At 71.8% G+C, this 24,752-nt stretch carries 23 protein-coding genes and 1 tRNA gene; 17 read left to right on the top strand and 7 right to left on the bottom strand.

Going from position 1 to position 24,752, the window contains the following annotated elements:
• The first annotated feature begins 68 nt into the window (after nucleotides 1-68).
• The 12 genes from R8Z57_RS15405 (at nucleotide 69) to R8Z57_RS15350 (ending at nucleotide 13,615) form a co-directional block, all read left to right on the top strand.
• Nucleotides 69-2,168 carry a DUF2264 domain-containing protein gene (locus tag R8Z57_RS15405; RefSeq protein ID WP_318354667.1) on the top strand — a complete coding sequence of 700 codons (2,100 nt, stop codon included), beginning with the start codon at nucleotides 69-71 and terminating at the stop codon, nucleotides 2,166-2,168.
• Nucleotides 2,169-2,217: 49 nt separating this feature from the next.
• The gene (locus R8Z57_RS15400; RefSeq protein ID WP_318354666.1) at nucleotides 2,218-3,525 is read left to right on the top strand and encodes an ABC transporter substrate-binding protein; all 1,308 of its coding nucleotides are present in this window, start codon (nucleotides 2,218-2,220) and stop codon (nucleotides 3,523-3,525) included.
• Between the two features lie 97 nt (nucleotides 3,526-3,622).
• The gene (locus tag R8Z57_RS15395; protein ID WP_318354665.1) at nucleotides 3,623-4,555 is read left to right on the top strand and encodes a sugar ABC transporter permease; all 933 of its coding nucleotides are present in this window, start codon (nucleotides 3,623-3,625) and stop codon (nucleotides 4,553-4,555) included.
• Nucleotides 4,555-5,535: a carbohydrate ABC transporter permease gene (locus R8Z57_RS15390; RefSeq protein WP_318354664.1), complete on the top strand. Its 981-nt coding sequence runs from the start codon at nucleotides 4,555-4,557 to the stop codon at nucleotides 5,533-5,535. The genes R8Z57_RS15395 and R8Z57_RS15390 overlap by 1 nt, the downstream gene beginning before the upstream one ends.
• Before the next feature lie 4 nt (nucleotides 5,536-5,539).
• Nucleotides 5,540-6,262 carry a ferredoxin-NADPH reductase gene (locus R8Z57_RS15385; protein WP_318354663.1) on the top strand — a complete coding sequence of 241 codons (723 nt, stop codon included), beginning with the start codon at nucleotides 5,540-5,542 and terminating at the stop codon, nucleotides 6,260-6,262.
• Between the two features lie 45 nt (nucleotides 6,263-6,307).
• Complete coding sequence (locus tag R8Z57_RS15380) at nucleotides 6,308-7,492, top strand: glycoside hydrolase family 88 protein (RefSeq protein WP_318354662.1); 1,185 nt, start codon at nucleotides 6,308-6,310, stop codon at nucleotides 7,490-7,492.
• Complete coding sequence (locus R8Z57_RS15375; protein ID WP_318354661.1) at nucleotides 7,489-8,358, top strand: fumarylacetoacetate hydrolase family protein; 870 nt, start codon at nucleotides 7,489-7,491, stop codon at nucleotides 8,356-8,358. Before R8Z57_RS15380 ends, R8Z57_RS15375 begins: the two co-directional genes overlap by 4 nt.
• The gene (gene kduD, locus R8Z57_RS15370; protein WP_318354660.1) at nucleotides 8,355-9,119 is read left to right on the top strand and encodes a 2-dehydro-3-deoxy-D-gluconate 5-dehydrogenase KduD; all 765 of its coding nucleotides are present in this window, start codon (nucleotides 8,355-8,357) and stop codon (nucleotides 9,117-9,119) included. The genes R8Z57_RS15375 and kduD overlap by 4 nt, the downstream gene beginning before the upstream one ends.
• A gap of 46 nt (nucleotides 9,120-9,165) precedes the next feature.
• Nucleotides 9,166-10,020 carry a 5-dehydro-4-deoxy-D-glucuronate isomerase gene (gene kduI, locus R8Z57_RS15365; protein ID WP_318354659.1) on the top strand — a complete coding sequence of 285 codons (855 nt, stop codon included), beginning with the start codon at nucleotides 9,166-9,168 and terminating at the stop codon, nucleotides 10,018-10,020.
• A 137-nt stretch (nucleotides 10,021-10,157) separates the two neighbouring features.
• Entirely contained in the window at nucleotides 10,158-11,048 is an 891-nt protein-coding gene (locus R8Z57_RS15360; protein WP_318354658.1) for a sugar kinase, read from the top strand.
• A gap of 120 nt (nucleotides 11,049-11,168) precedes the next feature.
• On the top strand, nucleotides 11,169-11,798 hold the full coding sequence (locus R8Z57_RS15355; protein WP_318354657.1) for a bifunctional 4-hydroxy-2-oxoglutarate aldolase/2-dehydro-3-deoxy-phosphogluconate aldolase: 630 nt from the start codon (nucleotides 11,169-11,171) through the stop codon (nucleotides 11,796-11,798).
• Nucleotides 11,795-13,615, top strand: coding sequence for a glycoside hydrolase family 35 protein (locus R8Z57_RS15350; RefSeq protein ID WP_318354656.1), 1,821 nt, complete (start codon nucleotides 11,795-11,797; stop codon nucleotides 13,613-13,615). The genes R8Z57_RS15355 and R8Z57_RS15350 overlap by 4 nt, the downstream gene beginning before the upstream one ends.
• A gap of 5 nt (nucleotides 13,616-13,620) precedes the next feature.
• Here the strand turns inward: R8Z57_RS15350 and R8Z57_RS15345 are convergent, their stop codons facing one another.
• Nucleotides 13,621-14,280, bottom strand: a complete 660-nt coding sequence (locus R8Z57_RS15345) for a hypothetical protein (RefSeq protein ID WP_318354655.1) — start codon at nucleotides 14,278-14,280, stop codon at nucleotides 13,621-13,623.
• A gap of 88 nt (nucleotides 14,281-14,368) precedes the next feature.
• Between R8Z57_RS15345 and R8Z57_RS15340 the strand changes: the two genes are divergently transcribed.
• Nucleotides 14,369-15,247: a carbohydrate kinase family protein gene (locus R8Z57_RS15340; RefSeq protein WP_318354654.1), complete on the top strand. Its 879-nt coding sequence runs from the start codon at nucleotides 14,369-14,371 to the stop codon at nucleotides 15,245-15,247.
• Nucleotides 15,248-15,273: 26 nt separating this feature from the next.
• Here R8Z57_RS15340 and R8Z57_RS15335 read toward each other — a convergent pair whose 3' ends face one another.
• Nucleotides 15,274-15,816 (bottom strand): GrpB family protein, encoded by a 543-nt coding sequence (locus R8Z57_RS15335; RefSeq protein ID WP_318354653.1) that lies wholly within the window; start codon nucleotides 15,814-15,816, stop codon nucleotides 15,274-15,276.
• 279 nt (nucleotides 15,817-16,095) lie between these two features.
• A complete protein-coding gene (locus R8Z57_RS15330) occupies nucleotides 16,096-17,583 on the bottom strand; it encodes an HNH endonuclease signature motif containing protein (protein ID WP_318354652.1) in 1,488 nt (495 codons plus the stop codon).
• A 53-nt stretch (nucleotides 17,584-17,636) separates the two neighbouring features.
• Between R8Z57_RS15330 and R8Z57_RS15325 the strand changes: the two genes are divergently transcribed.
• Nucleotides 17,637-18,230, top strand: coding sequence for a phosphoglycerate transporter (locus R8Z57_RS15325; protein WP_318354651.1), 594 nt, complete (start codon nucleotides 17,637-17,639; stop codon nucleotides 18,228-18,230).
• A 107-nt stretch (nucleotides 18,231-18,337) separates the two neighbouring features.
• Nucleotides 18,338-19,090 (top strand): class I SAM-dependent methyltransferase, encoded by a 753-nt coding sequence (locus R8Z57_RS15320; protein ID WP_318354650.1) that lies wholly within the window; start codon nucleotides 18,338-18,340, stop codon nucleotides 19,088-19,090.
• 21 nt (nucleotides 19,091-19,111) lie between these two features.
• Here the strand turns inward: R8Z57_RS15320 and R8Z57_RS15315 are convergent, their stop codons facing one another.
• Nucleotides 19,112-21,061, bottom strand: coding sequence for an acyltransferase (locus R8Z57_RS15315; RefSeq protein ID WP_318354649.1), 1,950 nt, complete (start codon nucleotides 21,059-21,061; stop codon nucleotides 19,112-19,114).
• A 1-nt stretch (nucleotide 21,062) separates the two neighbouring features.
• Nucleotides 21,063-21,136, bottom strand: a tRNA-Gly gene (locus R8Z57_RS15310).
• Between the two features lie 297 nt (nucleotides 21,137-21,433).
• Between R8Z57_RS15310 and dcd the strand changes: the two genes are divergently transcribed.
• A complete protein-coding gene (gene dcd / locus R8Z57_RS15305; protein WP_318354648.1) occupies nucleotides 21,434-22,039 on the top strand; it encodes a dCTP deaminase in 606 nt (201 codons plus the stop codon).
• A gap of 3 nt (nucleotides 22,040-22,042) precedes the next feature.
• On the opposite strand, the gene R8Z57_RS15300 is transcribed toward dcd, so the two are convergent.
• The gene (locus R8Z57_RS15300) at nucleotides 22,043-23,068 is read right to left on the bottom strand and encodes a hypothetical protein (protein WP_318354647.1); all 1,026 of its coding nucleotides are present in this window, start codon (nucleotides 23,066-23,068) and stop codon (nucleotides 22,043-22,045) included.
• A 604-nt stretch (nucleotides 23,069-23,672) separates the two neighbouring features.
• Between R8Z57_RS15300 and R8Z57_RS15295 the strand changes: the two genes are divergently transcribed.
• On the top strand, nucleotides 23,673-24,323 hold the full coding sequence (locus tag R8Z57_RS15295) for a PadR family transcriptional regulator (protein WP_318354646.1): 651 nt from the start codon (nucleotides 23,673-23,675) through the stop codon (nucleotides 24,321-24,323).
• A gap of 125 nt (nucleotides 24,324-24,448) precedes the next feature.
• Here R8Z57_RS15295 and R8Z57_RS15290 read toward each other — a convergent pair whose 3' ends face one another.
• Nucleotides 24,449-24,646, bottom strand: coding sequence for a DUF2795 domain-containing protein (locus R8Z57_RS15290; protein WP_318354645.1), 198 nt, complete (start codon nucleotides 24,644-24,646; stop codon nucleotides 24,449-24,451).
• Between the last annotated feature and the right edge of the window lie 106 nt (nucleotides 24,647-24,752).

The following is a 24,752-nucleotide window of genomic DNA, read 5'->3' as shown; positions in this document are numbered from 1 at the left end:
CGCTCCCAAACGTTCGCTCGCGATGAATGGTCATCGTGTCGAGGAGAACGCATCGAGGGAGATTCGAAGTGACGGTCCTGCAGCCCCGCTCGCCGCAGCGCGTCAGCGCGCCGTCGGCCGCGACCAGGTTCGACTGGAGCCGTGACGAATGGCTCGCGTACGCCGACCGGCTGCTCGACACCGCGCGCATCTTCGCCTCGCCCGGTCACGGGCGCATCCACTTCCCGGGCGCCGAGGGCGGCTACGGCCACGCGGTCGACGGGCTCGAGGGCTTCGCCCGCACATTCCTGCTCGCCGGCTTCCGCATCGCCGGTGCGCGCGGCGAGGGCACCGGGGAGCTGGCCGACTTCTACCGCCAGGGGATCGTGACCGGCGTCGACCCCGACGCCGACGACCGCTGGGTGCGACTCGACGAGCACGCGCAGGCGAAGGTGGAGGCGGCATCCCTCGCCCTCGTGCTCGACATGACGCGCCCCTGGATCTGGGACCGCCTCGACGAGGTGACCCAGCAGCGCGTGATCGCCTACCTCGCGCCGGTCGTCGGTGACAGCACATACCCGAAGACGAACTGGCTGTGGTTCCGCGTCGTGGTGCAGACCTTCCTCCGATCGGTCGGCGGCCCGTGGTCGGCCGACGACATCGCCGACGACCTCGCGCTCCACGACGAGCTCGTCCGCGACGACGGCTGGATCTCGGACGGCTTCGAGCGGTCGTACGACCACTACGTCGGCTGGGCGCTGCACACCTACCCCGTGCTGTGGTCGCGCATGCAGGGCGCCGGGGAGCTCGCCGGCGGTCGCACGCCCGCAGACATCGTGCGGCTGGACCGCTTCCTGCAGGACGCCGTGGCCCTCATCGGCGGCGACGGCTCGCCGCTCATCCAGGGCCGCAGCCTCATCTACCGCTTCGCGGCCGCCGCGCCGTTCTGGATCGGGGCGATGGCCGAGGTGCCCTCCGTGCCGCTCGGACAGCTGCGCCGTGCGGCGAACGCCGTCGTCGCGCACTTCGCCGACGCCGCGGTGCCGGGCGAGGACGGCGTCCTCACCATGGGCTGGCACCACGAGTGGCGCGAGCTCGCACAGTCGTACTCGGGCCCCGGCTCGCCGTACTGGGCGGTCAAGGGCCTGCTCGGCGTCGCGCTCCCCGCCGACCACCCGGTGTGGGCGGCGCAGAGCACGCCCCTGCCCATCGAGTCGGGCGATGAGCTGCGCACCGTGCGCCCGGCCGGCTGGGTCATCTCGGGCACGCAGGCCGACGGCATCGTGCGCATCGTGAACCACGGCACGGATCACGCCGCCGACGGCAGCCTCGTGGGCGACTCGCCCCTCTACGCCCGTATCGGCTATGCGACCGCAGCCGGTCCGCTGGCGAACCAGCGGGCGTGGGAGGAGCCGCTCGAGCAGTCCGTCGCGCTCGTCGACGCCGCCGGCCGCGCGACCCACCGCGCTGCCATGGACCTCATCGACGTGCGCGTGCAGGACGACGAGGGCGGTCGCGTCGGCATCGCCGCGTCCGTCTCGCGGGCCCACTGGATCGACATCCGCCCGACCGCCCACCGCCACGGCTCGGGCATCGAGGGCGAGATCGAGGTAGCCGGGGCCGTCGAGGTGCACTCGCTCGTGCGCGGACCGTGGGAGGTGCGCCTCGTGCGCGTCGACTCCCTCGAGCCCGGCGTCGACGCCGCCTCGCTCAGCCTCCGCGTGGGCGGCTGGGCGCTCGCCGCCGACGAGGCACCGCGTTCCCCGAACGAGGGGCTGCGCCCGAACGAGGGCCGGATCACCGTGTCCGGGCCCTCTCCTCGGCGCACGCCCTCGTCTCAGGACACCGAGAACAGGGCGGATGCCGCAGCCTCGGTCTTCGCCGATGCGCTGAGCAGCGGCATCCGTCCCCTCCTCGGTGCGGGCGCGGCGAGCGTCGAGACGCGCGAGGACGCCAGCCCGCTCGGACCCCTCGCGGCGGTCCCCGTCATCACGTTCCCGGTCGAGCCGGGCGCGTGGACCGCGACGCTCGTCGAGCTGACCTCCGCAGAACTCGCGTCGCCCGGCGACGCCGCCGTCGCCCTCGAGGCCGACGGCGACCAGACCACCGTCACGGTCACGTGGCCGGACGGGACGGCGACCACGAGTCGCCTCGCACACCCCGGAACAGCGTCCGTCGCGAACCGGTAACCCGATGGGCCCGAGGACGGGTCCGCAATCACAAAGGAGTACCCCCAGAATGAAGCGCTCATACGCTGCCGCGGCCGGCATCGCCGTGGTCGCAACGCTCGCTCTCGCCGGTTGCAGCGGCGGCGGCGACGACGCGGCCGCGCCCGAGGAGTCGTCGGGCCCGGTCACCCTCACGCTCTCGGGCTGGAGCCTCGACACGACGCCGGAGTTCCAGGCGCTCGCCGACGCGTTCCACGAGGAGAACCCCGACGTGACCGTCGAGCTCAAGGGCTACGACGCGGCCGAGTACAACACCCTGCTGACCGCCGACCTCGCCGCCGGCGCCGGCCCCGACATCATCACGCAGAAGGAGGTCAAGTTCGTCCCGACGTTCGTCGAGGGCGGCCAGCTCCTCGACGTGTCGGACGTCGAGCTGCCCGACGGCATCAGCGGCGCGGGCTCGTACGAGGTCGACGGCACCGCCTACGCCGTGCCCTACCGCAACGACTCGTGGGTCCTGTACTACAACAAGGCGCTCTTCGACCAGGCGGGCGTCGAGTACCCCGACGGCTCGTGGACGTGGGAGGACTACAACGACGCCGCGACCGCGCTCACCGAGGGCCTCGCAGCCGCCGGCAGCGCTGCCAAGGGCACGTACCTCCACCGCTGGCAGTCGACCGTCCAGGGCTTCGCGAACGCGCAGGCCGACGGCGACATCCTCGCGGGCGAGTACGAGTACATGGAGCCCTTCTACGACAACGTGCTCGCGCTGCAGGACGGTGGCGACCAGGTCGACTACAACACCAGCGCCGCCAACCAGCTCACCTACCAGGGCGAGTTCGGCAAGCAGAACGCCGCCATGCTGCCCATGGGCACCTGGTACGTCGCGACGCTGATCGCCCAGCAGGCCTCGGGCGACGCCGACGACTTCGAGTGGGGCATCGCGCCCATCCCGCAGGAGTCCTCGTCGACCGCGGGCCTCGACAACACCCCGGTGACCTTCGGCGACCCGACCGGCTTCGGCATCAACGCCGGCATCGACGACGCCAAGGTGCAGGCCGCGAAGGACTTCCTCGCGTTCGCCGCCGGCGAGAAGGGCGCCGAGATCCTCGCCGGCATCGGCATCACGCCGGCGCTGCTGACCGACTCGGTCGTCGAGACCTACTTCTCCGTCGACGGTGCCCCCACCGACGACCTGTCGAAGTTCGCCTACTCGACCCACGAGGTGTTCCCCGAGAACCCGACGTCGAACAAGACGGCGGCCATCCAGGGCATCCTCAACGACATGCACACGGCGATCATGTCGGGATCGGTCTCGGTCTCGGACGCCATCCAGGAGGCGCAGGACCGCGTCGCCAACGAGGTCGGCACCGACTGACCCCGCCGAGCCGAGGCTCGACAACTCGCGACCGGCCCGCTCCCGCGGGCGGGCCGGTCGCCCCCTCACGCTTTCCACCCGACCTGGAGGTCCCGCCATGGCGACCATCACCGCCACCGAGGCTGCCGCCGCACCGCCGCCCGTGCGCCGCCGGCGCTCGAAGCTGCGGCTGCGCAACACCCTCATCGGGTGGAGCTTCATCCTTCCCAACTTCATCGGCTTCGGCCTGCTGACGCTCGTCCCGATCGTCGTGCTGTTCTACATGTCGTTCACCAACTGGAACGTCTTCGGCACCGCGAACTGGATCGGCCTCGACAACTACGAGCGCCTCATCGGCGACGGCAGCTTCCGCATCTCGGTCATCAACACGCTGTACTACTCGGCGCTGCACATCCCGCTGACGATCATCGTCTCGCTCGGCCTCGCACTGCTGCTGAACAACAAGCTCCGCGGCGTCGCCTTCTTCCGCACCGCGGCCTTCTTCCCGTACATCACCTCGATCGTGGCGATCGCCGTGGTGTGGAACCTGCTCTTCAGCCCCGAGTACGGCCCGATCAACGAGTTCCTCCGGTTCATCGGCATCCAGAACCCTCCCGGCTGGCTCACGTCGCCCGAGTGGGCGATGCCGGCCGTCGTGATCGTCGGCACGTGGCGCGACATGGGCTACTACATGATCCTGTTCCTCGCGGGCCTGCAGACGGTGCCCCGTGAGCTGCACGAGGCGGCCCGCGTCGACGGCGCCAACGTGTGGCAGCGGTTCGTCAACGTGACGCTCCCGTGCCTGCGCCCGACGATGTTCTTCGTCACCGTGATGCTGACGATCAACTCGTTCAAGATCTTCGACCTGATCCTCGTCATGACCGACGGCGGCCCGGGCCAGTCCACCCTCGTGATGTCGCAGTTCATCTTCCGCAAGGGCTTCGAAGAGAGCCAGTTCGGCTATGCGTCGGCCGCCGCGGTCGCGCTGTTCTTCATGTGCATCATCGTGACGATCCTCCAGTTCCTCTGGAACAAGAAGCGGAGCAGCTGATGGCCGAGCAGATCGAGAAGGCCGACCGCATCGAGAAGGATGCCGAGCTCCTGGTCTCCGACTTCACGGCGCCGGCCGGCGCCCGGCGCGGCCTGCGCAAGCTCGCCGACGACCCCGGCGCGACCCGGCCCGAGATCCCCGCCGACAAGGTGACGCCCGGCCGCCGGGCGGCGCGCATCGCGATGTACGTCGCGCTGATCATCTTCGCGATCGGGCTCCTCGCGCCCTTCGCGTGGATGGTGCTGAGCTCGTTCAAGTCGGCCAACGAGGTGTTCTCGGTGCCGGTGAAGTGGCTCCCCGAGACGTGGGTGTGGCAGAACTACGTCGACATCTGGTCCGAGTCGAACATGCTCGTCTGGATCCGCAACACGCTGTTCCTGGCCGTCGTGGTCACGTTCCTGCAGGTGCTCACCGGCTCGTTCGCCGCCTACGGCTTCGCCCGCATGCGGTTCCGCGGTCGCGACGTGCTGTTCCTGCTGTACGTCGGCACCATCGCCGTGCCGTGGCAGTCGTACATGATCCCGCAGTTCATCCTGCTGTCGAACTTCAAGGTGTCGAACACGCTGTGGTCGATCATCCTGCTGCAGGCGTTCGGCGCGTTCGGCGTGTTCCTGATGAAGCAGTTCTACGAGACGATCCCCGAGGAGCTGTCCGAGGCGGCGCGCCTGGACGGTCTCAGCGAGTACGCGATCTGGCGCAAGATCATGCTGCCGCTGTCGATCCCGGCGCTCGCGTCGCTCACGCTCCTCACGTTCGTGAACACGTGGAACGACTACCTCGGACCGCTCATCTACCTGCGCAACCCCGACCTCTGGACGATCCAGCTCGGGCTCAAGGGCTTCGTCTCGAACCTCTTCGACACCAACTACGCCCTGCTGTTCGCCGGCCTCACCATCTCGGTGATCCCCATCGCGATCATCTTCCTGCTCGGCCAGAAGTACTTCGTCGAGGGCATCGCCACGAGCGGACTGAAGGGCTAGGACGATGCAGAAGTCCGGCATCCTCGCCAAGCTCAACGGCCTGGTCTCGCACGAGGCCTGGGCGTCCCTCATCGGGATGGTCTACCTCGGGCTCACCGTGAACCTGCTCCTCGTGGTGTCGTGCCTGCCGCTGGTCGCGCTGCTGGTGACCACCGACCCGCTGTACTCCTGGCCGCTGCTGGCGCTCGCAGTGCCGCTCGCGGCGCCCGGCCTCACCGCCGCGTTCCGGGCGTTCCGCGAGCACGGCACCAGTGTCCGAGCGGGTGGGGGACTCGGGCCGATCCGCGCGTTCGTCGCGGGCCTCCGCGAGACCTGGTGGCGCGCACTCGTGATCGGCGCGATGGTGACGGCGGTGATCGTGGTCCTGCTCGTGGACGTGCGGATGCTGTCGAACACCGCCGCTGCGGTGGTCACCGTGCCGCTGCTCGCGGTGCTGGCCCTCCTCGCGGTCGCCGTCGGCCTCGTCTCGCTCGTCGCCGTCGCCGAGGTACCGACCGCGCGCCTGCGCGACGTGCTGCGGGCGAGCCTGTACCTCGGGCTGCGCCGCTGGTATCTCACCGCGGTGTCGCTGGCGGTGCTCGCCGTGCAGATCGCGGTGTTCGCCACCGCGCCCGCGCTCGGCCTCGGCCTCACCGCCTCCGCCGCCCTCTACCTCGCGTGGACGAACTCCCGCGTCACGCTCCGCCCCGTACTCGAACTCGACGAGAAGGCGACCGCGCAGGCCTGAGCCCGCGGCATCCGCTCTTCCCCCACACTTCAGAAGGATCCCTCCATGACGTCCACCTCGCCCGCTGCGGGCACCACTGCGACCACGACCGATGCGGCCATCTCGGCGGCGCTGTCGACCGTCCGTCGCAACATCGCGACCTTCGGGGGCGGTTACCCCGACGACACGACGGTGGACGACCGCTACGCGCTGCGCCCCGCCGAGGGCGGCATCCCGCTCGGCGGCAACCGCGGCTGGACCACGAGCTTCCGCACCGGCATGCTGTGGCTGGCGTGGGAGCTGAGCGGCGACGAGGCGTACCGCGAGGCCGCGATGGTCGACGTCGCCGACTTCGAGCGCCGCGTGCGCGACGAGGAGGACCTCGACACCCACGACCTCGGCTTCCTGTACACGCTGTCGACCGTCGCCGCGTGGCGTCTCGTCGGCGACCCGCGGGCGCGCGATGCGTCGCTGCTCGCCGCCGATCACCTCATGCGCCGCTTCCTCGAGCCGGCCGGCATCATCCAGGCCTGGGGCGACCTGTCCGACCCGGCACAGCGCGGCCGCACCATCATCGACAGCCTCATGAACATGCCGCTGCTGACGTGGGCGCACGCACAGACGGGCGAGGAGCGGTTCTCCGACGCCGTCGTGCGGCACACCGCGCAGCTGCGCGAGCACATCCTGCGCGGGGACGACTCGACGTTCCACACGTTCTACTGGGACGCCGAGACCGGCGAGCCGCTGCGCGGCGGCACCGAGCAGGGCGCGGCCGACGAGTCGTGCTGGGCGCGCGGCCAGGCGTGGGGCATCTACGGGTTCGCGATGAACTACGCCGTGACCGGCGACGAGCGCCTGCTCGAGGCATCCCGCCGCTGCACCGAGTACTTCCTGCGGCACCTGCCCGCCGACGAGGTGCCGTTCTGGGACCTCGTCTACACCGACGGCAGCGACGCCCCGCGCGACAGCTCGGCCGCCGCGATCGCGGTGTGCGGCCTGCTTGAGCTGTCAAAGGTCGAGACCGACGCCGAGCGCGCCGCGGAGTGGACTGCGCGGGCGCACTCGATCCTGGCGTCGCTGATCGCCAACTACACGCCGGCCACGCCGGAGGACTCGGACGCGCTCATCCTGCATTCGGTGTACGACCTGCCCAAGGGCAACGGCGTCGACGAGGGGACGCTGTGGGGCGACTACTTCTACCTCGAGGCCCTGATGCGCGTGGCGCGTCCGGACTGGAAGAAGTACTGGTGAGGCTCGTCACGTACGCCGGCGCGTCGGGGCCGCGCCCCGGCGCCGTGGTCGCGGGCGACCGGCTGGTCGACCTCGGCGACGTCGCCGAGACGGTGACGGCACTGCTGACGGATGCCGCGGCCCTCGCCGCCGCGCGGGCGCGGGTAGATCGGGCCGAGGCCGCCGCGCTGCCGGTGCTCGATGCGTCGGCCCTCCTCGCGCCGGTCGTGCCGGGGAAGATCCTGTGCCTCGGCTACAACTACCGCGGACACGTGCCGGACGGCGTCGACCCCACGGCGAACGACCCCGAGTACCCGGACGTGTTCGTCAAGACCGCCAACACGCTGGGCGGCCCGAACGACGCCGTCGTGATCCCGCCGGGCGCGACGGACGTCGACTACGAGGGCGAGGTGGCCGTCGTCATCGGCCGGCGCGCTCAGCGGGTCGCGCTGGAGGACGCGCTCGACCACGTCGGCGGGTACACGATCCTCAACGACGTGTCGGACCGCGCGTGGCAGCGCCGGCAGAGCCAGTGGGCGCTCGGCAAGTGCTCCGACGGCTTCGCGCCGCTCGGCCCCTGGATCGTCACGCCCGACGAGCTCGGCGACCCGCAGGACCTCCTCGTCGAGGTCGTGCGCGACGGCGTCGTGACGGTGTCGCAGTCGACGTCGACCGCGATCTTCAGCGTTGCCTACGTCATACACCACCTCAGCCAGGTGCTGACCCTCGAGCCGGGCGACATCGTCTCGACCGGCACCCCGCAGAAGCTCCCCGACGCCCAGGACGCCCACCGTCCGCTCGCCGACGGCGACGCCGTGACCGTGCGCATCTCGGGCATCGGCGAGCTCACCACCCGCTTCACCGCCGCTCAGGAGGCCGCCGCATGATCCTCGACTCGTTCCGCCTCGACGGCAAGGTGGCCCTGGTCACCGGCTCCAGCCGCGGACTCGGCCAGGGCGCGGCGCTCGCGCTCGCCGAGGCCGGCGCCGACGTCGCGCTCCTCGACCGCGGGGACGCTTCGGCCACCGCCGAGCTGATCGAGGCGACCGGGCGCCGCGTGCACCGGGTGCAGCGCGACCTCGTCTCGGCCACCCCCGACGAGCTCTCGTCGGCGGTCGACGAGGTCATCGCCGAGCTCGGCGGCCTCGACATCCTCGTGAACAACGCCGGCACGATCCGCCGGTCGCCGGCCGTCGACTATCCGCTCGAGGACTGGGACGACGTGCTCGCGATCAACCTCGACGCGGTGTTCCACCTGTCGCAGGCGGCGGGCCGCCACATGCTGGCGCAGGGCGGCGGGCGCATCATCAACGTCGCGTCGATGCTGTCGTTCCAGGGCGGCATCCTGGTTCCCGCGTACACGGCGTCCAAGCACGCCGTCGCCGGTCTCACCAAGGCGCTCGCCAACGAGTGGGCGGCCGCCGGCGTCACCGTGAACGCCGTCGCGCCCGGCTACATGGCCACCGACAACACCGCACCGCTGCGTGCCGACGAGGACCGCGCCGCGTCGATCCTGTCGCGCATCCCCGCAGGGCGCTGGGGCGAGGCATCCGATCTGCAGGGTGTCTTCGTCTTCCTCGCCTCGGAGGCCGCGGCCTACGTGACCGGCGCGGTCATCCCCGTCGACGGCGGCTGGCTCGTCCGCTGAGCCCCGTCCGGATACGCACACCGACATGCAGAACCAGGAGAGAACCGTGACCCAGACCAACATCCCGCAGCGCTACGCGACCAACCCCGCCCAGATCCCGGGCATGACGACGCAGCAGCTGCGCGACACGTACCTCATCCCCGACGTGTTCGTGCCGGGCGAGATCCGCCTCACATACACGCACCACGACCGCATCGTGCTCGGCGGCGCCGTGCCCGCGGGCTCGGTGCTCGAGCTCGGCGGGTACCCCGAGATCCGCAGCGACTACTTCCTGGAGCACCGCGAGGTCGGCATCATCAACGTCGGCGGCACCGGCACGGTCACCGCCGACGGCGAGACGTACACGCTCGTCAAGGGCGCGTGCCTGTACCTCGGGCGGGGCGTGCGCGAGGTCTCGTTCGCCGACGCCGCCGACGGCTCGGCTGACGCCGGCGCGCAGTTCTACCTGTTCTCGGCGCCGGCGCACACCGCGTACCCGGCCGCGCTCGTGTCGCCCGGCGAGGGCACGGTGCGCGAGCTCGGCGACCAGGTGACGTCGAACCGCCGCACGCTCAACCAGTACATCCACGAGAACGGCGTGAAGAGCTGCCAGATCGTCATGGGCGTCACCGAGCTGCACGCGGGCTCGATGTGGAACACCATGCCGGCGCATACCCACGACCGCCGCACCGAGTGCTACCTGTACTTCGACCTCCCCGAGGACGCCCGCGTCATCCACCTCATGGGCGAGCGCGAAGAGACCCGGCACCTCGTGGTCGGCGACCGTCAGGCCGTCATCTCGCCGTCGTGGTCGCTGCACTCGGGCGTCGGCACGTCGGCGTACTCGTTCATCTGGGCGATGGCCGGCGAGAACCAGGCGTTCGACGACATGGACGCCGCCCCCGTCACCGACCTCCGATGAGGCGGATGGCCGCGGGCGGCGCGGCGGTCGAGGCAGCCGGACGGATCGCGCGGTTTCGGCCGAGTTCCGCACGGTCTCCGAGCCGCGGGCAATCCCCGGAAGGACGACGGATGCCGCGGCCTGACTACGCTGGCGGCATGCCCGCAACCCTGCTCGCCATCGGCGAGACGATGGCCATGGTCACCCCGGTGGTGGCGGCTCCGGTCGCCGACGCCGACGCGTTCCTGCTGGATGCCGGGGGAGCGGAATCGAACGTCGCGGCTCACGTCGCCGCGCTCGGTCACCGGGCCGTGTGGTTCAGCCGGCTCGGCGCCGACGCCCTCGGGCGCCGGATCGCCCGGCAGCTGGGCGCGCGCGGCGTCGACGTCTCGCGCGTCGTGTTCGACGACGCCCACCCGACCGGGCTCTACGTCAAGGACCCCGGCAACGGCGTGCTGTACTACCGCCGCGGCTCGGCCGCCGCGCACCTGAGCGAGGCCGACGCCGACGAGGTGTCGTTCGACGGCGTCGACCTGCTGCACGTGTCGGGCATCACGGCCGCGATCTCTGCATCGGCGGCCGCCTTCCTGGCGCGCGTCATGGCGCGGGCGCGGGCCGAGGGCGTGACGGTCTCGTTCGACGTCAACCACCGGGCACCGCTCTGGGATGCCGCCACCGCCGCACCTGCGCTGCTCGAGCTCGCCCGCGGCGCCGACATCGTGCTCGTCGGGCGCGACGAGGCCGAGACGCTGTGGGGCACGCCGACCGCGGCCGACGTGCGCGCGCTCCTGCCCGGCGTCGCCGAGCTGATCGTGAAGGACGGCGACGTCGGCGCGACCGCGTTCGCCGGCGTCGACGAGATCTTCGTGCCGGCGCTGGTCGTCGAGGTCGTCGAGCCGGTCGGCGCCGGCGACGCCTTCGCCGGCGGCTACCTCGCCGGATACCTCTCGGGCGACCCGGTCGCCGACCGCCTCCAGGCCGGGCACGAACGCGCCGCCCGCACCCTCCAGACCACCACCGACTCCATCGACGAGCCGTCGCTGCGATGACCGGCTGACTTCGCCGGCATCCGCACGGGGCACCCGCCCTTCGTCGCGACCGCCCCGGCGGGTCACCCGCTCGCACCGGCCGACGGCATCCCCTCTCCACCCCGCTGAAAGGACTGCACGATGACCGAGGAACAGACGACCTGGTTCGACACCGCCTTCGCCGGCGCGCCGCTCATGGCGATCCTGCGCGGAATGGGCGTCGAGCGCTCGGTGCGCCTGTCCGAGACCGCCTGGGACCTCGGGATCGACTCGGTCGAGGTGCCGCTGCAGACCGCCGAGGACGAGCGCGCGCTGCGCGCCGTCGTCGATCTCGCCGCCGCGCGCGGCAAGAGCGTCGGCGCCGGCACCATCATCACGCCCGCGCAGGTCGCGCTCGCCGCCGACGCGGGCGCGGCGTACCTCGTGTCGCCGGGCCTCGATCCGGTCGTGGTGCGTGCGGCGCAGGATGCCGGCATCCCGATCCTTCCCGGCGTCGCGACGCCCAGCGAGGTGCAGCTCGCGGTGTCGCTCGGGCTGACGTGGCTGAAGGCGTTCCCGGCGACGTGGCTCGGCAGCGGGTGGTTCAAGCACATCCGCGGGCCGTTCCCGCAGGTGCGCTTCGTCGCCACCGGCGGCCTCGACGCGTCGAACGTGGAGGAGTTCCTCGACGCCGGCGTGCGCGTCGCCGCGGTGGGCTCCGCGCTGGAGGACGCCTCGCAGCTCGAGCGCCTGGGGGCGGTGCTGCGCTCCCGCACGGACTCCGTCCGATGACGTCCGACACCGACCGCTCACCTGTCGCAAACGGTCGCGCGGAACAGCAGAATGTGACGGGCGAGCAGCGCTTCGCGATCGGCGAGACCGACTTCCTGCTCGACGGCGAGCCCTTCCGGGTGCTGTCGGGGGCCCTGCACTACTTCCGCGTGCATCCCGGGCAGTGGGCCGACCGCATCCGCAAGGCGCGGCAGATGGGGCTCAACACCATCGAGACCTACGTCGCCTGGAACGCACACGAGCCGCGTCGCGGCGAGTGGGACGCCACGGGCTGGAACGACCTCGGCGCGTTCCTCGACCTGGTCGCGGCGGAGGGGATGCACGCCATCGTCCGCCCGGGGCCGTACATCTGCGCCGAGTGGCACAACGGCGGCCTGCCGGTCTGGCTGACCGGGATGCCGGGGATCGGCCTGCGCCGCTCGGAGCCGCAGTACCTCGCCGAGGTGACCGCGTACCTCGAGCGCGTCTACGACATCGTCGCGCCGCGGCAGATCGACCGCGGTGGCCCGGTGATCCTCGTGCAGATCGAGAACGAGTACGGCGCGTACGGCGACGACACCGCGTACCTCGAGCACCTCGTGCGGGTGACGAAGGACGCCGGCATCACGGTGCCGCTCACGACGATCGACCAGCCGACCGACCAGATGCTGCGCGACGGCAGCGTCGCGGGCGTGCACCTGACCGGGTCGTTCGGGTCGCGCGCGACCGAGCGCCTCGCCACGCTGCGCCGGCATCAGCCCACGGGGCCGCTGATGTGCGCGGAGTTCTGGGACGGCTGGTTCGACTGGTGGGGCGCCTATCACCACACCACGTCGGCGGCGGACTCGGCGGCCGAGCTCGAGGCGCTCCTCGCCGCCGGCGCCTCGGTGAACTTCTACATGTTCCACGGCGGCACGAACTTCGGCCTGACCAACGGCGCGAACCACAAGGGCCGCTACCTGCCGATCGTCACGTCGTACGACTACGACGCACCGCTCGACGAGCGCGGCGATCCCGCCGAGAAGTTCTTCGCCTTCCGCGACGTGATCGCCAAGTACGCGCCGGTGCCCGACGAGGTGCCCACGGCTGGGGGACCCGCGCCGGCGTTCGAGGTGGTGCTCGAGGCGGTCGCGACGCAGGATGCGGCATCCGTCTCCCGTCACGACGAACCGCCCACCTTCGAGCAGCTCGGTCACCTGAGCGCGCTCGTCGCGTACGAGACCGACCTCGACGGGCGGGGCGGTGTGCTGCGCGTCGCCGAGGTGCGCGACCACGCGTGGGTGTCGGTCGACGGCGTCTCGGTGGGCTCGCTCTCGCGCACGCGGCAGGAGGATGCGCTCGTGGTGCCCGCGGGCTCGCGGCTGCGCGTGCTCGTGGAGGAGCAGGGCCGCGTCAACTACGACGTGCGGCTGGGCGAGGCGAAGGGCCTGATCGGGCCTGTGGCCCTCGACGGCGTCGCGCTCAGCGGCTGGACGGCGACGCCGATCGACGTCTCGGCCCTCGGTGCAGAGGTGACGGATGCCGCGGCCGCCGTCGCCGGTGAGTCCGGTGCCGGTTCTGCGCCGGGCGTGGCGCCCTTCGCGCTGCGCGGCTCGTTCTCGCTCGCTGCGCCGGCGGATCTGTTCCTCGACACCGCCGGGTGGGGCAAGGGGTTCGCGCTCGTGAACGGGTTCTTGCTCGGCCGGTACTGGTCCAACGGTCCGCAGCGCACGCTGTACGTGCCCGCGGCAGCGCTGCGCGCCGGCGACAACACCGTCGTCGTGATCGAGCTCGATCGCGTCGCCGACCCGCTCGTGCGGTTCGTCGCCGGGCCCGACCTCGGCCCGCGCGAGGAGTAGTCCGCTCAGAGATCGGAGAAGTCGTTGGACGGGCTCTGAAGCCCGGTGACGATGTCTCCGTCGAGGCTCACCGAGACGAACATCCGCCCGACGGAGCCGGGACGGGTGAGAGACTGCGTGCCCGCTACGTCCTGACCGTCGATCCCGAGGTGGTCCGCGCGGCCGTCGCCGTCGGCATCCCATTCGTCCCACCCACCCGCGGCGACGACCGCGTCGCGCGAGTCGCCCACAGCGATGCCGCTCGCGGTCGTGACGGGGATGTCTCCGACGGTCGACCCGCTCAGGGTCACGGTCGCGGGGCCGTCTTTCAGCACCGACACCCGGATGTCGTCCCATGTGAAGAGGGTGCCCCACACGTCACCGTTCCCCCACGGGTCTTCGAAGTCCTCGCCCGCGCGAGGAACACCGGTCGCATCCTCGATGAACGCGAGGATCGCCTCGGGGTCGTCGAACGCGAGGGTGCGGGTGTCGCCGCCGGTGACGAGCTGCAGGCCCTCGACGCCGATCGTGAGAAGAGGTGCCGGGGTGGGGGCCGGCGTCGGGGTGGGCGTCGCCCTCGACGCGGCCATCGACGGGGTGGTGGCGGGCGAGGAGGGGCCCGCAGCCGCACACCCGGTCAGGGCGAGGGTGACGGCGATCAGGACGGCGACGAGACGAGTGCGCACCCACCGAATATATGCGCCGGTCCGCCTCGTCCGCCGAAGTCGTGCGCCGCGACGCGGCCGACAACCGGGCGGGTGGTTGACTGTGCGGATGCCCTTCGCCTCTGCTCCCCCCTCCGCTGCCCGCGTCGCCGTCGTCGGACCGGCGTCGTGGAACCATTTGGTCGTGCTCGATCGGCTGCCCGAGCCGGTGCCGCACATGCAATTCGCCCTCGGCGACCTGCACACCCTCGGGGGCACGTCGGCGGGCAAGGTGCTGCACCTGGCCGACCGCGGCGTCGACGTGACGCTCCACGCTCTGATCGGACCGGATGACGACGGGCGCTCGGTGACCGCTTCCTTGGAGGCCGCGGGGGTGACGGTCGATGCCTACGCGTCGGAGCGGACCGAGCGCCACGTCAACCTGATGACGGCCGCGGGCGAGCGGGTGAGTCTGTACCTCGCGACGCCGTCGGCGGCATCCGTCGACGATCTCGACCGGATCGAGGCGGCGCTCGCGGATGCCGATATCGCCGTCGTCGATCTCAGCGAGGTGGGAGCCGCGATCGTGGCGCGTCGCGCCGGGGCGGCCGGGACGCCGATCTGGACCGACCTTCACGACTACGACGGGAAGGCGGCGTTCCACGAGCCGTTCCTGCGGGCGGCCGACGTCGTCTTCATGAACGACGACGCCACCGACGAACCGTGGGCGCTCATGCAGAGCTGCCTCGATCGTGGTCCGAGGCTGGCCGTCTGCACGCTCGGGGCCCGGGGCGCGGTGGCGCTCGACGCTTCGGGGCAGCGGGCCGAGACGCCGGCGCACCCGGTATCGGTGGTCGACACGAACGGCGCCGGCGACGCCTTCTTCGCGGGATTCCTCGCGGCGTCGATCGCGGGTGCGGAACTGGACGGATGCCTCGCCGCCGGCGCCCGTCAGGCGGTCGTGGCCCTCTCGTCCGAGCACCTGCACCCGGCGGTCGCGGCGCGCTGAGGCTCGTCGCTCGGCGTGCCGGGGCTTCAGAAGCCGGTGTTGAGATCGAGGATCGCGCGCTTCTCGGCGTCGGTGAGCTCGGAGAGGGCGAGCACCTCCTGCAGCACGGGAGACTTGCCGGCGAGGTAGGTGCCCATCTGCATCGCCGGGTCGCTCGCGAGGTCGATCTTGACCGCACCGTAGCGGTCGCGCAGGTCGTCCCGCTCGCGGAGGATGGCGCGGACGGCCAGGTGATTGCGCACGTGCAAGGTGCCTTCGACGCAGACGTACACGTTGCGGCGCGGGTCATCGTCGGGCGCTGCCATCGATTCGCGGTCGGTGACGCCGAGGTCGCCCCGGTGCGTGTATCCCGCAGCGGCAAGGGCGCTGATGGCGGCGGCGACGTCGCCGCGCTGCACGATGACGTCGATGTCGATGACGGGCTTCGCGGCGAGACCCGGAACCGACGTCGACCCGACGTGCTCGATCGCGACGATCGGCACGTCGCCGAGCGCCCGGCGCAGATCATCGGCGACCCTCTCGAACTGCACCGGCCACTCCCGCGAGTACGGGACGACGGTGATGGCCATGCCTCCAGCATCCCAGTCGATGGGCGTCGCACCTGCCCTCCGGCTCGCGGAGCTGAGCGCTGTCCCGCTCCGCAGTCAGGTTCTGCGGTCGACGACCGTGCGCAACCGCAGCGCCCGCGTCCGGCTCAGACCGCAGCGCAGCCGTCCACGACCATCCGCAGACGGCGCCGGCGGGTCCGATTCTCGCCACGGTGCGCGCCGGCATCGCTGTGCCGGCTTCGGGCGCGGGCGCTTCTGCTCGCGCACGTCATCCCTCCCCGAGGACGCCCGCGGTCCCCCTCACGCGGCAGCGAAGCGGTGTGGCGCCTTCGATCTCAGCTCCGTGGGCTCGACGAGTTCGCCGGTGGCGGGGTCGGGAGGTGGGTGGAGCCAGTACGTGTCGCGGTTGGTCACGGGATCACGCTGTCGGGTGATGCGCCATCGCTGATTGTGGAGGCGCAGGTGACAGTTGCGGCACAGTGCGATGCCGTCGTCGACGTCGGTGCGGCCGTGGTGCTCCCACCAGTGGTCGATGTGGTGGTACTCGCACTGCGAGATCGGCGCGCCGCACGACGGCCACATGCAGCCGCCGTCGCGAGCGGCGATCGCGATGCGCTGCTTCCTCGTGAACAGGCGCAGTTCGCGACCGACGTCGAGCGGGCGATCCTCTGCCGACCAGATCACGGGAATCGCGCCGGCGTCGCACAAGTGTGCCTCCACGACGCCGCCCGGCAGAGCGTGTCCACCGTCCTCGGTGTGGCCGACGCCGAACACCTGCATCGCGCCGCGTTCGTCGCGTCCACTCACTGCCGCGGCCTCGACGACGATCCGCACGCCGGGCTGTCGGTCTCCGAACGCCTGCTGCGGGTCGGCGTTCGCGCCGGTGCGCAGCACCGCGATGATCGTGTCGTACTGCAGCTGCTCGTTCGTGCGCTCGTCGGTGTCGGCGCTGTGCGCCTTCTCGGCGGCATCCGATCCGACGAATCGCGGACCGCGACGCGGCCGGAGCGCGGCCTGCAGCAGGGCATCGACCCAGGCGCCGGCCTCGTCGTCGAAGAGGATGTGCGCGTGACGTTGGCCGTCGGCATCCATCCAAGCGCGCAACGACCGCGCGGCGAAGCGCTCCTCGAACCGGATCGTCACGCCGACCGGGTCGAGTCGATCGCGAGCGATGCGTGCCTGAGTGCGGAGGTCTTCAACGGGGAGTCCGTCGGCTTCGTCGAGCAGCACTCCGACCGCCCGGGCCCAGGCCTGCGGCAGGAAGTCGGGCGCGAGTTCGGGGTACCGCTCGACTGGCGGCACTCCGAGTCCGGTTCGGATCGCCTGGAACTGCGCCTGCGACAGACGCCCCGACGCGAGTGCGTTCCGGAGTGCCGTGAGCCACTCCTCCACCGGCGGCGGAGGTTCCGCACCCTCGACCCCGACTATCGGAACGCCAGCCTCGGTCCGCGGAGCGAGTTCATTGCCGGCATCGACGGCGCGGGTCACGTCCCCGCGCCCGAGTCCGGTGATCTGCTGCACGAGCGCCGTGCCCGTGCGCAGGCCCTTCCGCTGCGCGAGTCCGCCGTAGCCGAGCTCACGCGCGGATCGCCGCGACACCTCGGCCGAGACGCCGGCGACGATCAGCTCGAGCGCCTTGCGCGCGTCCGTCGTGTCGGAGAGCAGCTCGAGGAGTTCGTCGTCCTGTAGGCCCCCGACCTCAATGCGGCCCTCCCCGAGCCGCGCGGCCACGCGCGCGGCGGCATCCGTCAACCGCTGTGCGGGTGAGAGGCAGGCCGGGGAGGACATAGAACAAAGGTACGAGGGGCCTCCGACATTGACAGTGGCCGTACGGTGGAGCGATGGATCTCGATGACCTCGTCCGACTCATCGAAGAAACCGCGGCTTCGGCTCGGCGCCCGATCGTGGTTGGGATCTCGGGCTTCGGCGGTGCGGGCAAGTCGACGCTCGCTCGAGCGCTGGTCGCACGAATCGATGGTGCGGTGCGGATGCGCGGAGACGACTTCCTCGACCCCGCGCGCTCGCACCGGCGATCTCCGGACTGGGAAGGGGTCGAGCGCTCCCGATTGGTCACGGAGGTTCTCGTCCCCTTTCGTGAGCGGCGGCCGGGGGCGCTGTTCCGGCGCTACGACTGGACGGCGCGAAGGCTCGGCGACCTCGAGCCGGTGCCGGTGGGACACATCCTCGTGGTTGATCTCATCGGCCTCTTCCACCCGGATGCATTGAGCGCGCTCGACATCACCGTCTGGTGCGACCTGAGCCTTGCAATTGCGCAGGAGCGGGGGATGAAACGGGACGCTGCGCTCGGCCGCGATCATGCTGACCTTTGGAGCGACGTCTGGGTACCGAACGACCGTGACTTCGCCGACCGCTACGAACCCAGGGAGCGTGCTGACGTCCGCTACGTCGGCGCGGGTGCAGAACCCGCATCGTGACGGATGCCGTGCGCCGGGGCGTTCGATCATCATCAAGACGTTCGCGCCCGGCGCCGCGCAGCCACTCTTCGGCGCCCGACCCGCGCGGCCGGGGCTACGCTGCCAATGTGGCTCGCGGGATGCACTTCGATGCGGGCGCCGACGACTACGACGCGGCGCGGCCACCGTATCCGCCCGCGCTCTGGGGTCGACTGCGAGCACTGGGACTGCTCGAGCCGGGAAGAGCGGCGCTCGACCTCGGCGCGGGAAGCGGACAGGCGACAGGACCCTTGCTGGCAGCGGGCCTGCCCGTCACCGCGATCGAACCGGGACCGCGCCTGGCGGCGCTCCTGCGCCGCGCCTGTCCCGCTGCGACGGTCATCGAGGCGCGCGCCGAGGACGCCGCGCTCGGCGTCGGATACTTCGACCTCGCGGTGGCCGCTACGTCCGTCCACTGGTTCGATCTCGACATCGTGCTCCCGAAGCTGCACGCGGCGCTCACCCCGGACGGGCGGTTCGCCGTCTGGCGCAACGTCTTCGGTGATCCGGACGCACCGCCCACGCCGTTCCGCGCCCGCATCGCGGAGATCGTCGCCGCGCGTCGCCCTCCGGCGAGACCCGGACCGCCCGCTGAGGATCTGACCGCGATGAGTGAGGCGTTGACGGCATCCGGGCTTTTTCGCGTCGATGACTGCTCGACGTACCGGTGGACCGTCGAGTTCGACGCCGACGCGGTGCGGCGGCTCTTCGGCACGTTCAGCGACTGGTCTCGAGATGAAGTGCGGCAGGCGGCGGCCGCCGTGACCGACCTCGGCGGTTCGGTCGCCGAGCACTACTCGTCGTGGCTTCTGGTGCTTGCTCCGCAGCGATCGTCGCGCTGAGCGGGTGGGGACGGATGCCGCCTACCGCAGCGCGGCGGCGGGCTCGGGGCGATGGACGCCTCGAGGCCGGTAGCCGAGCGCGCCCGAGACGCCCACCAGGTCGGCGAGGTGCCAGAGGATCGCGAGCCACATCTCCGTGCCCTGCAGGCCGGTCTCGGTCTCGGTGAGCCCCCGCGTCGCCGGGGTGGGCTCGCGGAAGGAGAAGCCGGCGCCCGGGGTCCACCTCGCCAGCGCGTCGGACAGCAGTCGCGCTGCAAGTGCCCGCACCTCGTCCCCGCGGTAGCCCGTCTCGCGCGTGAGCCACAGCGGGTGGGCGATGTCGAGGACGTTGCACGCGTTCCGAGCGCCGGGGGCGAACCACCGCGGGTCACGCGCGTGGCGCAGCACCGTGTCGATCACGCGCTCGGGGTGGGGGACCGGCACGCCGAACTGCGCGAACGTGCCGCGCGAGGCCCGGTAGAAGCCGTTGACCACGGGGAGGAGGCCGCCCTCAGGCGTCGGCGAACCCCACATGCCGGTGTGCGGGTCGGTGTGGAGGAGCAGCCAGCCGAACAGCGCTTCCTCCACACCCGGTGGAATCGGATGCCCGGCACGCCTTGTCCACAGCAGCGCCGTGCCGAAGCCGTCGACGTGGTGTCCGGCGCCCCAGGCGTCGGTGGCCCACGGCAGACTCTCGCAGAACTCGACGACGCGTTCGGGCGTCGCCGCCGTCACCCACGTGAGAGGAGCCGCAAACGACGATCCCAGCAGATCCAGCGCGTACCCCACGCTCAGCACGTGGTACGCCACGTCGGCGTGGGCGAACCCGAGGCCCTCCGCCTGACGTCCATCGGCATCGAGGGGAGCGACCGCGCCGGTCGCGGCATCCTGCCATCCGCGCAGCCGCTCGATCTGCTCGGCTGCGGGAGCCTGCGGCGGCGCCGTGCCGAGCAGGAGGTCGGCGATCTCGACGGCGTCGGCCTGCGCGCGGACCGTGGGGGCAGCGCCGGGGCGGTCGGCGAAGAGGCCGAGGTCGTCGCGCCAGGCGCGATCGAGGAGAGCGGATGCCTCGGCCCGCGCGCGTGCGGCGAACTCGGCGACCCGTTCGGCCAGGCCCGCGGCGTCGTTCGCGGCGGTGGTCTGCGTGGGCGTCTGCGTGCGGGTGTCGGCGTCGGCTTGCGCGTCGGACGTGCTCGGCTGCGACGCGGCGGCGGACGTGCTCGGGTGCGGTGCAGGGGCGGCGGCCATGCTCGGGTGCGGTGCAGCGGTCGCCGGGTCCTGCGCGGCCATGACCCGCTCGGCTGCATCGACGGCGGCGAACGCGGCGGGCTGCGGTCCGGCATCGGGGTGCGCGGTCGTCGAGGGCCGCTCGTCGGTGCCGCGTGCCGCCGCGTCAGCCGCGGCGTCGGGGGCGACGCCGGTGTCGTCGGGCTCTACGCGCCAGCGGATGAACCGCGCGGGGTTGCCGCCGACGACCGCTCCGGTGGGGACGTCCTTGGTGACGACGGCGCTCGCTGCGAGCACGGCGTGCGAGCCGACGCGGACGCCGTCGAGGATCACGACGTGCGACCCGATCCACACGTCGTCGCCGATCTCGATGCCCTTCGAGGTGAGCGGCTGGCGGAACACCGGCGTGCCGGACTCCATCGAATGGTTGAACCCGAGGATGGAGGTGTGCGCGCCGATGCGCACGCCGTCGCCCATCGTGACGCGGCCGCGGATCACCGTGTAGGGGTTGATGCTGCAGTCGGCGCCGGCGCGGAGATCGCCGGTCAGGTACGCGCCCGCCGCGACGTAGGTGCGGTCGCCCAGGCGCAGCGCGTCGTTGTCGATCGACGCGAGTTCGGAGAGGAAGCACTGCTCGCCGAGCTCGTGATCGGCCCGGCCGGCGACGACGGCCTGCTGGAGGGCCAGCTGGGCGTCACGCTCCTCCGCAGAGGCTTCGCTCCAGAAGTCCCAGGGCGAGTACTCGTGCGCGGCGATCGCTGGCATATGGAGGGGCTGACGGGAATCGAACCCGCGCTGTCTGCTTGGGAAGCAGAAGTTCTGCCATTGAACTACAGCCCCGGACGCCGGCCTTCCGGCGTTCGCGCACCTGTTACGGCGCCCGGCCAGCATAACAGCACGCCCCGCCGCACCCGCTCCCGGGTCTGCTCACCCGCCTCGCAGACGCCGTGGACGGCCCTTCCTCGGTCGCTTCGTACATGACCCCGACACCCTCGTCGCCGTGCTCGACGAAGGCGCCGCCCTCGCGCGTCGGGCGTCGAGCGAGGAGCGCAGCGACGAGACGAAACGCGTTCGGCATGAGGAAGCCTGTTACGCCGCGCCGACGGCACTACCGGACGGCCCCGATAGGCTGGCCCCGTGCTGCTGAGTGACCGCGACATCCGGCTCGAGATCGACGCGGGGCGCCTCGCGCTCGACCCGTGGGACCCCGCGATGGTGCAGCCCTCGAGCGTCGACGTGCGGCTCGACCGGTACTTCCGGCTCTTCGACAACCACAAGTACCCGTTCATCGATCCCGCCGAAGACCAGCCCGAGCTGACGCGCCTCATCGAGGTCGACCCCGAGGAGCCGTTCATCCTCCACCCGGGCGAGTTCGCGCTCGGATCGACCTTCGAGCAGATCACCCTGCCCGACGACATCGCGGCACGGCTGGAGGGCAAGTCGTCGCTCGGCCGCCTGGGGCTGCTGACACACTCCACCGCCGGCTTCATCGATCCCGGATTCTCGGGCCATGTCACGCTCGAGCTGTCGAACGTCGCGACGCTTCCCATCAAGCTGTGGCCCGGCATGAAGATCGGCCAGGTCTGCTACTTCCGGCTCACCTCGCCCGCCGAGAGTCCCTACGGCTCCGGCCCGTACGGCAACAGGTATCAGGGGCAGCGCGGGCCCACGGCATCCCGCTCGTTCCAGAACTTCCACCGCACCGACGTGGGGGCGACGGATGCCGGGAGCCGGGGCGCCTGACCGTCATGGCGTCCGTTCGGTGAGGGGCGGCGGCTTCGCGTAGACGTGGACCTCCGACCCCTCGGCCACGAACTGCAATGCCGTGCCCACCGGGAACCGCTCGCGCAGCTCTTCGGGCGAGGAGAGGACCACGACCAGTCCGGCCGTCGGAGGAAACCCGGAGGAGCACCCGCCGGTACTGGGGCCGCTGTCGTTCTCGGCGGCCCGCACGTAGAGGCAGTCGAGCTCCTGGCCCTGGTTCCAGTCCTGCGGTGCGACGAGAGTGGAGAGCCCCAGGAACTCCTCATACGTGACGCCTTCTTGCGACGGGCCGAAGAAGTCCTCCGGCCACTCGGCGTCAGGATCGACGCGGAGGACGGCCACGCGACCGGTCGGAAACTGCGACACGAGCACGGTCACGGCGGAGGCCACGATCGCCGCGAGCAGCACGGAGGCGATCCAGAGCGTGCGGGTGCGGCGCCACCACGGACGGCCCGATGTCGGGCGACCGGCTGCCTCACCCTCGGCATCCCCGGCCGCCGGTTCGGCTTGCGGGCTCGGCGTCTGTCCGACTTCGGCGGAACCCGTGCTGCCGGCCGCCGCCGGCGAGCCGGCGGAGAGAGCGATGCGGGTGCGGCGGCCGGTGGATCCGTCGCCCGCCGTCCCGCCCTCGTCAGGTGAATCCGGCGTCGAGGGGCGGTCAGCGCCGTTCGCGCGCGGCGGGTCGGAAGCGCTCGGCGACCCGTCCTCGCCCAACGGCCGCGTGCCGGGGGAGCTGCCGGCGGCGGGCTGGGGGTCGCGCCCCGCCCCCAGCGCGGTCGCTGGGTCGGTACCGGGATCGCCCGCTCCCGCCGGAGGCGCACCCGCCGCCGTGGGGCCCGTGCCGGGGCCGGGGCCGGCGGGATCCCGCACCTCTGGCCGAGCCTGCTCCTCCAGCTCGTGGAGTCGCCGGAGGGCCGCGGGATCGTCCGCGATGTCGGCGTCGGGTCCGTAGGCCCGGGCGCGCAGCAGCCGAAGCTCTTCGGTCGTCGATTCCCTCTGCACTGACATGGCAGCCTCCCCGCCGCCGGTCGGCGCCGCTTCGCGCCGACCGTGCGCCCCGGCTTCACGTCACCGCCCTCGGCGACGACCCCCTGAAGCGTTGAGGGCGCTGTCGCCACCGTACCGCCGTCCGGCAGCGTCATCCAGACGTCCGCCGCCCCGCAGCGGCCTCAGCGGGGTCGGCTCCGACGGTGGCGCTCGCGCACAGAGCCTGCCGGGAACGAAGCGCGCTGCCACGGCGCGGGCCACGGACGGCCAAGGTGCCGGCCAGCCGGCCGCGCGTGATGCGCGTCGGGCCCGCCGTGGATCGCCGGCGGCGGGGCGGCCGCGGTGTCTCGCCCAGAGCCTTGGGGGCGGTGCGCCGCGGCGGCGGGCCGGTCCCCGCACCGGCCCGCCCTGCCCATGTCCCCACACCGGGCCCGCGGTTTACTGCACTCTGCAGTATAGGGTCGAGGCGGTGGCCAAGCGCTAGCCTGTTACGTCCGGCACCGCACCGCACCGCACGCCCGCGGATGCCCCACCGCAAACCCGGACCGCGAGCCCGCACCGCGAGCCCGTGGCCGCCGCACCGCAAACCCGCACCGCAAATCCGCACACCCACGAGGAGGCCCGCGTGCCCGACCGCGAGCCCTCCATCACGGGCTACCTCACCCTCGGCCTCCTGGCGGGTCGCGATTGGTCCGCCTACCAGCTCGCCGAGCAGCTCGGCCGCGGGGTGGCGGAGCTATGGCCGTCTGCCGACCGGGGGCGTTACGCGGTGCTCACCCGGCTGCGCGACGAAGGACTGGTCGACACCCGCCAGGAGCACACCGGCAAGCGCGCCCGCACGATCTACTCGATCACTCCCGAGGGCCGCGAGGCTCTGACGCGCTGGCTGAGCACCCCCGTGCGCCCTCCGAGCCTGGAGTTCGAGGGCATGGTGCGGGTGCTTCTCTCGGATCAGGGCTCGCTCGACGACCTCCGCCGCACGCTCGCCCAGACGCGCGAGCAGGCGCGGGCGAACCGCGACATGTTCGCGCGGTACGCCGCGTTCATCAGCGAGACCGGGGGCACGTTCCCCGAGCGCCGGCACCTCTTCGCGCTGGCGAACACGTTCATGATCGGGCACTACGACCACGTCATCGCGTGGGCGGACTGGGCCGCGCAGCAGCTCGACACGTGGCCCGACACCGTCACCCCCGCCACGACGCACCAGGCGCAGGTGCGCGAGATGCTCGCACCCGGCCGCGAGGCGTGGCAGGCGAACGGCGATCCGTCCCTCTGACGCGAGCCCTCACCGCGAGCGAGACCGTCCAAGCGCTCCGAGCGAGCCCTCACCACGAGCGCCGCCCGCCCGCGCGCCCGGCGAGCGTCGAAGCGCGTACCGACGGTCTGCCGGACCCCGCGGAGTCAGCTGCCGGCGACCGCCTCGCTGACGTCGGTGGGGCTGTCGAACGAGTCCGTGCCCGAGTTCTCGAGCGCGGCGACGAGGTCGTCGGGGGCGCCGTTGGCACGGGCAGTGCTGACGAGATCGTCCCGGCTGGCCGGGTAGTCGACGCCGCCGAGGTACTTCTGCAGCTCGATGGGGGTGGGGTTGCTGTCGCTCATGTCGCCTCCGTCTGGATGAGACGGCCACGCTACGACCGCACGCCCGCGCGCATCGCCGGGGTTGACACCGCCGTTCCCTCGCGCGACACTCACCGGCGCGCGGAGG

It is taken from the genome of Microbacterium sp. M3 (assembly GCF_033548675.1).
Taxonomy (GTDB): domain Bacteria; phylum Actinomycetota; class Actinomycetes; order Actinomycetales; family Microbacteriaceae; genus Microbacterium; species Microbacterium arthrosphaerae.
The sequence above is the reverse complement of the archived record's forward strand: the minus strand, read 5'-3'. Positions and strand labels throughout refer to the sequence as shown.

What these genes read in the sequence shown, in the direction of transcription:
- kduD (WP_318354660.1), top strand. Translation starts at nt 8,355, where the DNA reads ATGATCCTCGACTCGTTCCGCCTCGACGGCAAGGTGGCCCTGGTCACC.
- R8Z57_RS15290 (WP_318354645.1), bottom strand. Translation starts at nt 24,646, where the DNA reads ATGAGCGACAGCAACCCCACCCCCATCGAGCTGCAGAAGTACCTCGGC.
- R8Z57_RS15325 (WP_318354651.1), top strand. Translation starts at nt 17,637, where the DNA reads ATGGATCTCGATGACCTCGTCCGACTCATCGAAGAAACCGCGGCTTCG.
- R8Z57_RS15360 (WP_318354658.1), top strand. Translation starts at nt 10,158, where the DNA reads ATGCCCGCAACCCTGCTCGCCATCGGCGAGACGATGGCCATGGTCACC.
- R8Z57_RS15335 (WP_318354653.1), bottom strand. Translation starts at nt 15,816, where the DNA reads ATGGCCATCACCGTCGTCCCGTACTCGCGGGAGTGGCCGGTGCAGTTC.
- R8Z57_RS15315 (WP_318354649.1), bottom strand. Translation starts at nt 21,061, where the DNA reads ATGCCAGCGATCGCCGCGCACGAGTACTCGCCCTGGGACTTCTGGAGC.
- R8Z57_RS15300 (WP_318354647.1), bottom strand. Translation starts at nt 23,068, where the DNA reads ATGTCAGTGCAGAGGGAATCGACGACCGAAGAGCTTCGGCTGCTGCGC.
- R8Z57_RS15390 (WP_318354664.1), top strand. Translation starts at nt 4,555, where the DNA reads ATGGCCGAGCAGATCGAGAAGGCCGACCGCATCGAGAAGGATGCCGAG.
- R8Z57_RS15400 (WP_318354666.1), top strand. Translation starts at nt 2,218, where the DNA reads ATGAAGCGCTCATACGCTGCCGCGGCCGGCATCGCCGTGGTCGCAACG.
- R8Z57_RS15330 (WP_318354652.1), bottom strand. Translation starts at nt 17,583, where the DNA reads ATGTCCTCCCCGGCCTGCCTCTCACCCGCACAGCGGTTGACGGATGCC.
- R8Z57_RS15395 (WP_318354665.1), top strand. Translation starts at nt 3,623, where the DNA reads ATGGCGACCATCACCGCCACCGAGGCTGCCGCCGCACCGCCGCCCGTG.
- R8Z57_RS15380 (WP_318354662.1), top strand. Translation starts at nt 6,308, where the DNA reads ATGACGTCCACCTCGCCCGCTGCGGGCACCACTGCGACCACGACCGAT.
- R8Z57_RS15340 (WP_318354654.1), top strand. Translation starts at nt 14,369, where the DNA reads ATGCCCTTCGCCTCTGCTCCCCCCTCCGCTGCCCGCGTCGCCGTCGTC.
- R8Z57_RS15355 (WP_318354657.1), top strand. Translation starts at nt 11,169, where the DNA reads ATGACCGAGGAACAGACGACCTGGTTCGACACCGCCTTCGCCGGCGCG.
- R8Z57_RS15385 (WP_318354663.1), top strand. Translation starts at nt 5,540, where the DNA reads ATGCAGAAGTCCGGCATCCTCGCCAAGCTCAACGGCCTGGTCTCGCAC.
- R8Z57_RS15350 (WP_318354656.1), top strand. Translation starts at nt 11,795, where the DNA reads ATGACGTCCGACACCGACCGCTCACCTGTCGCAAACGGTCGCGCGGAA.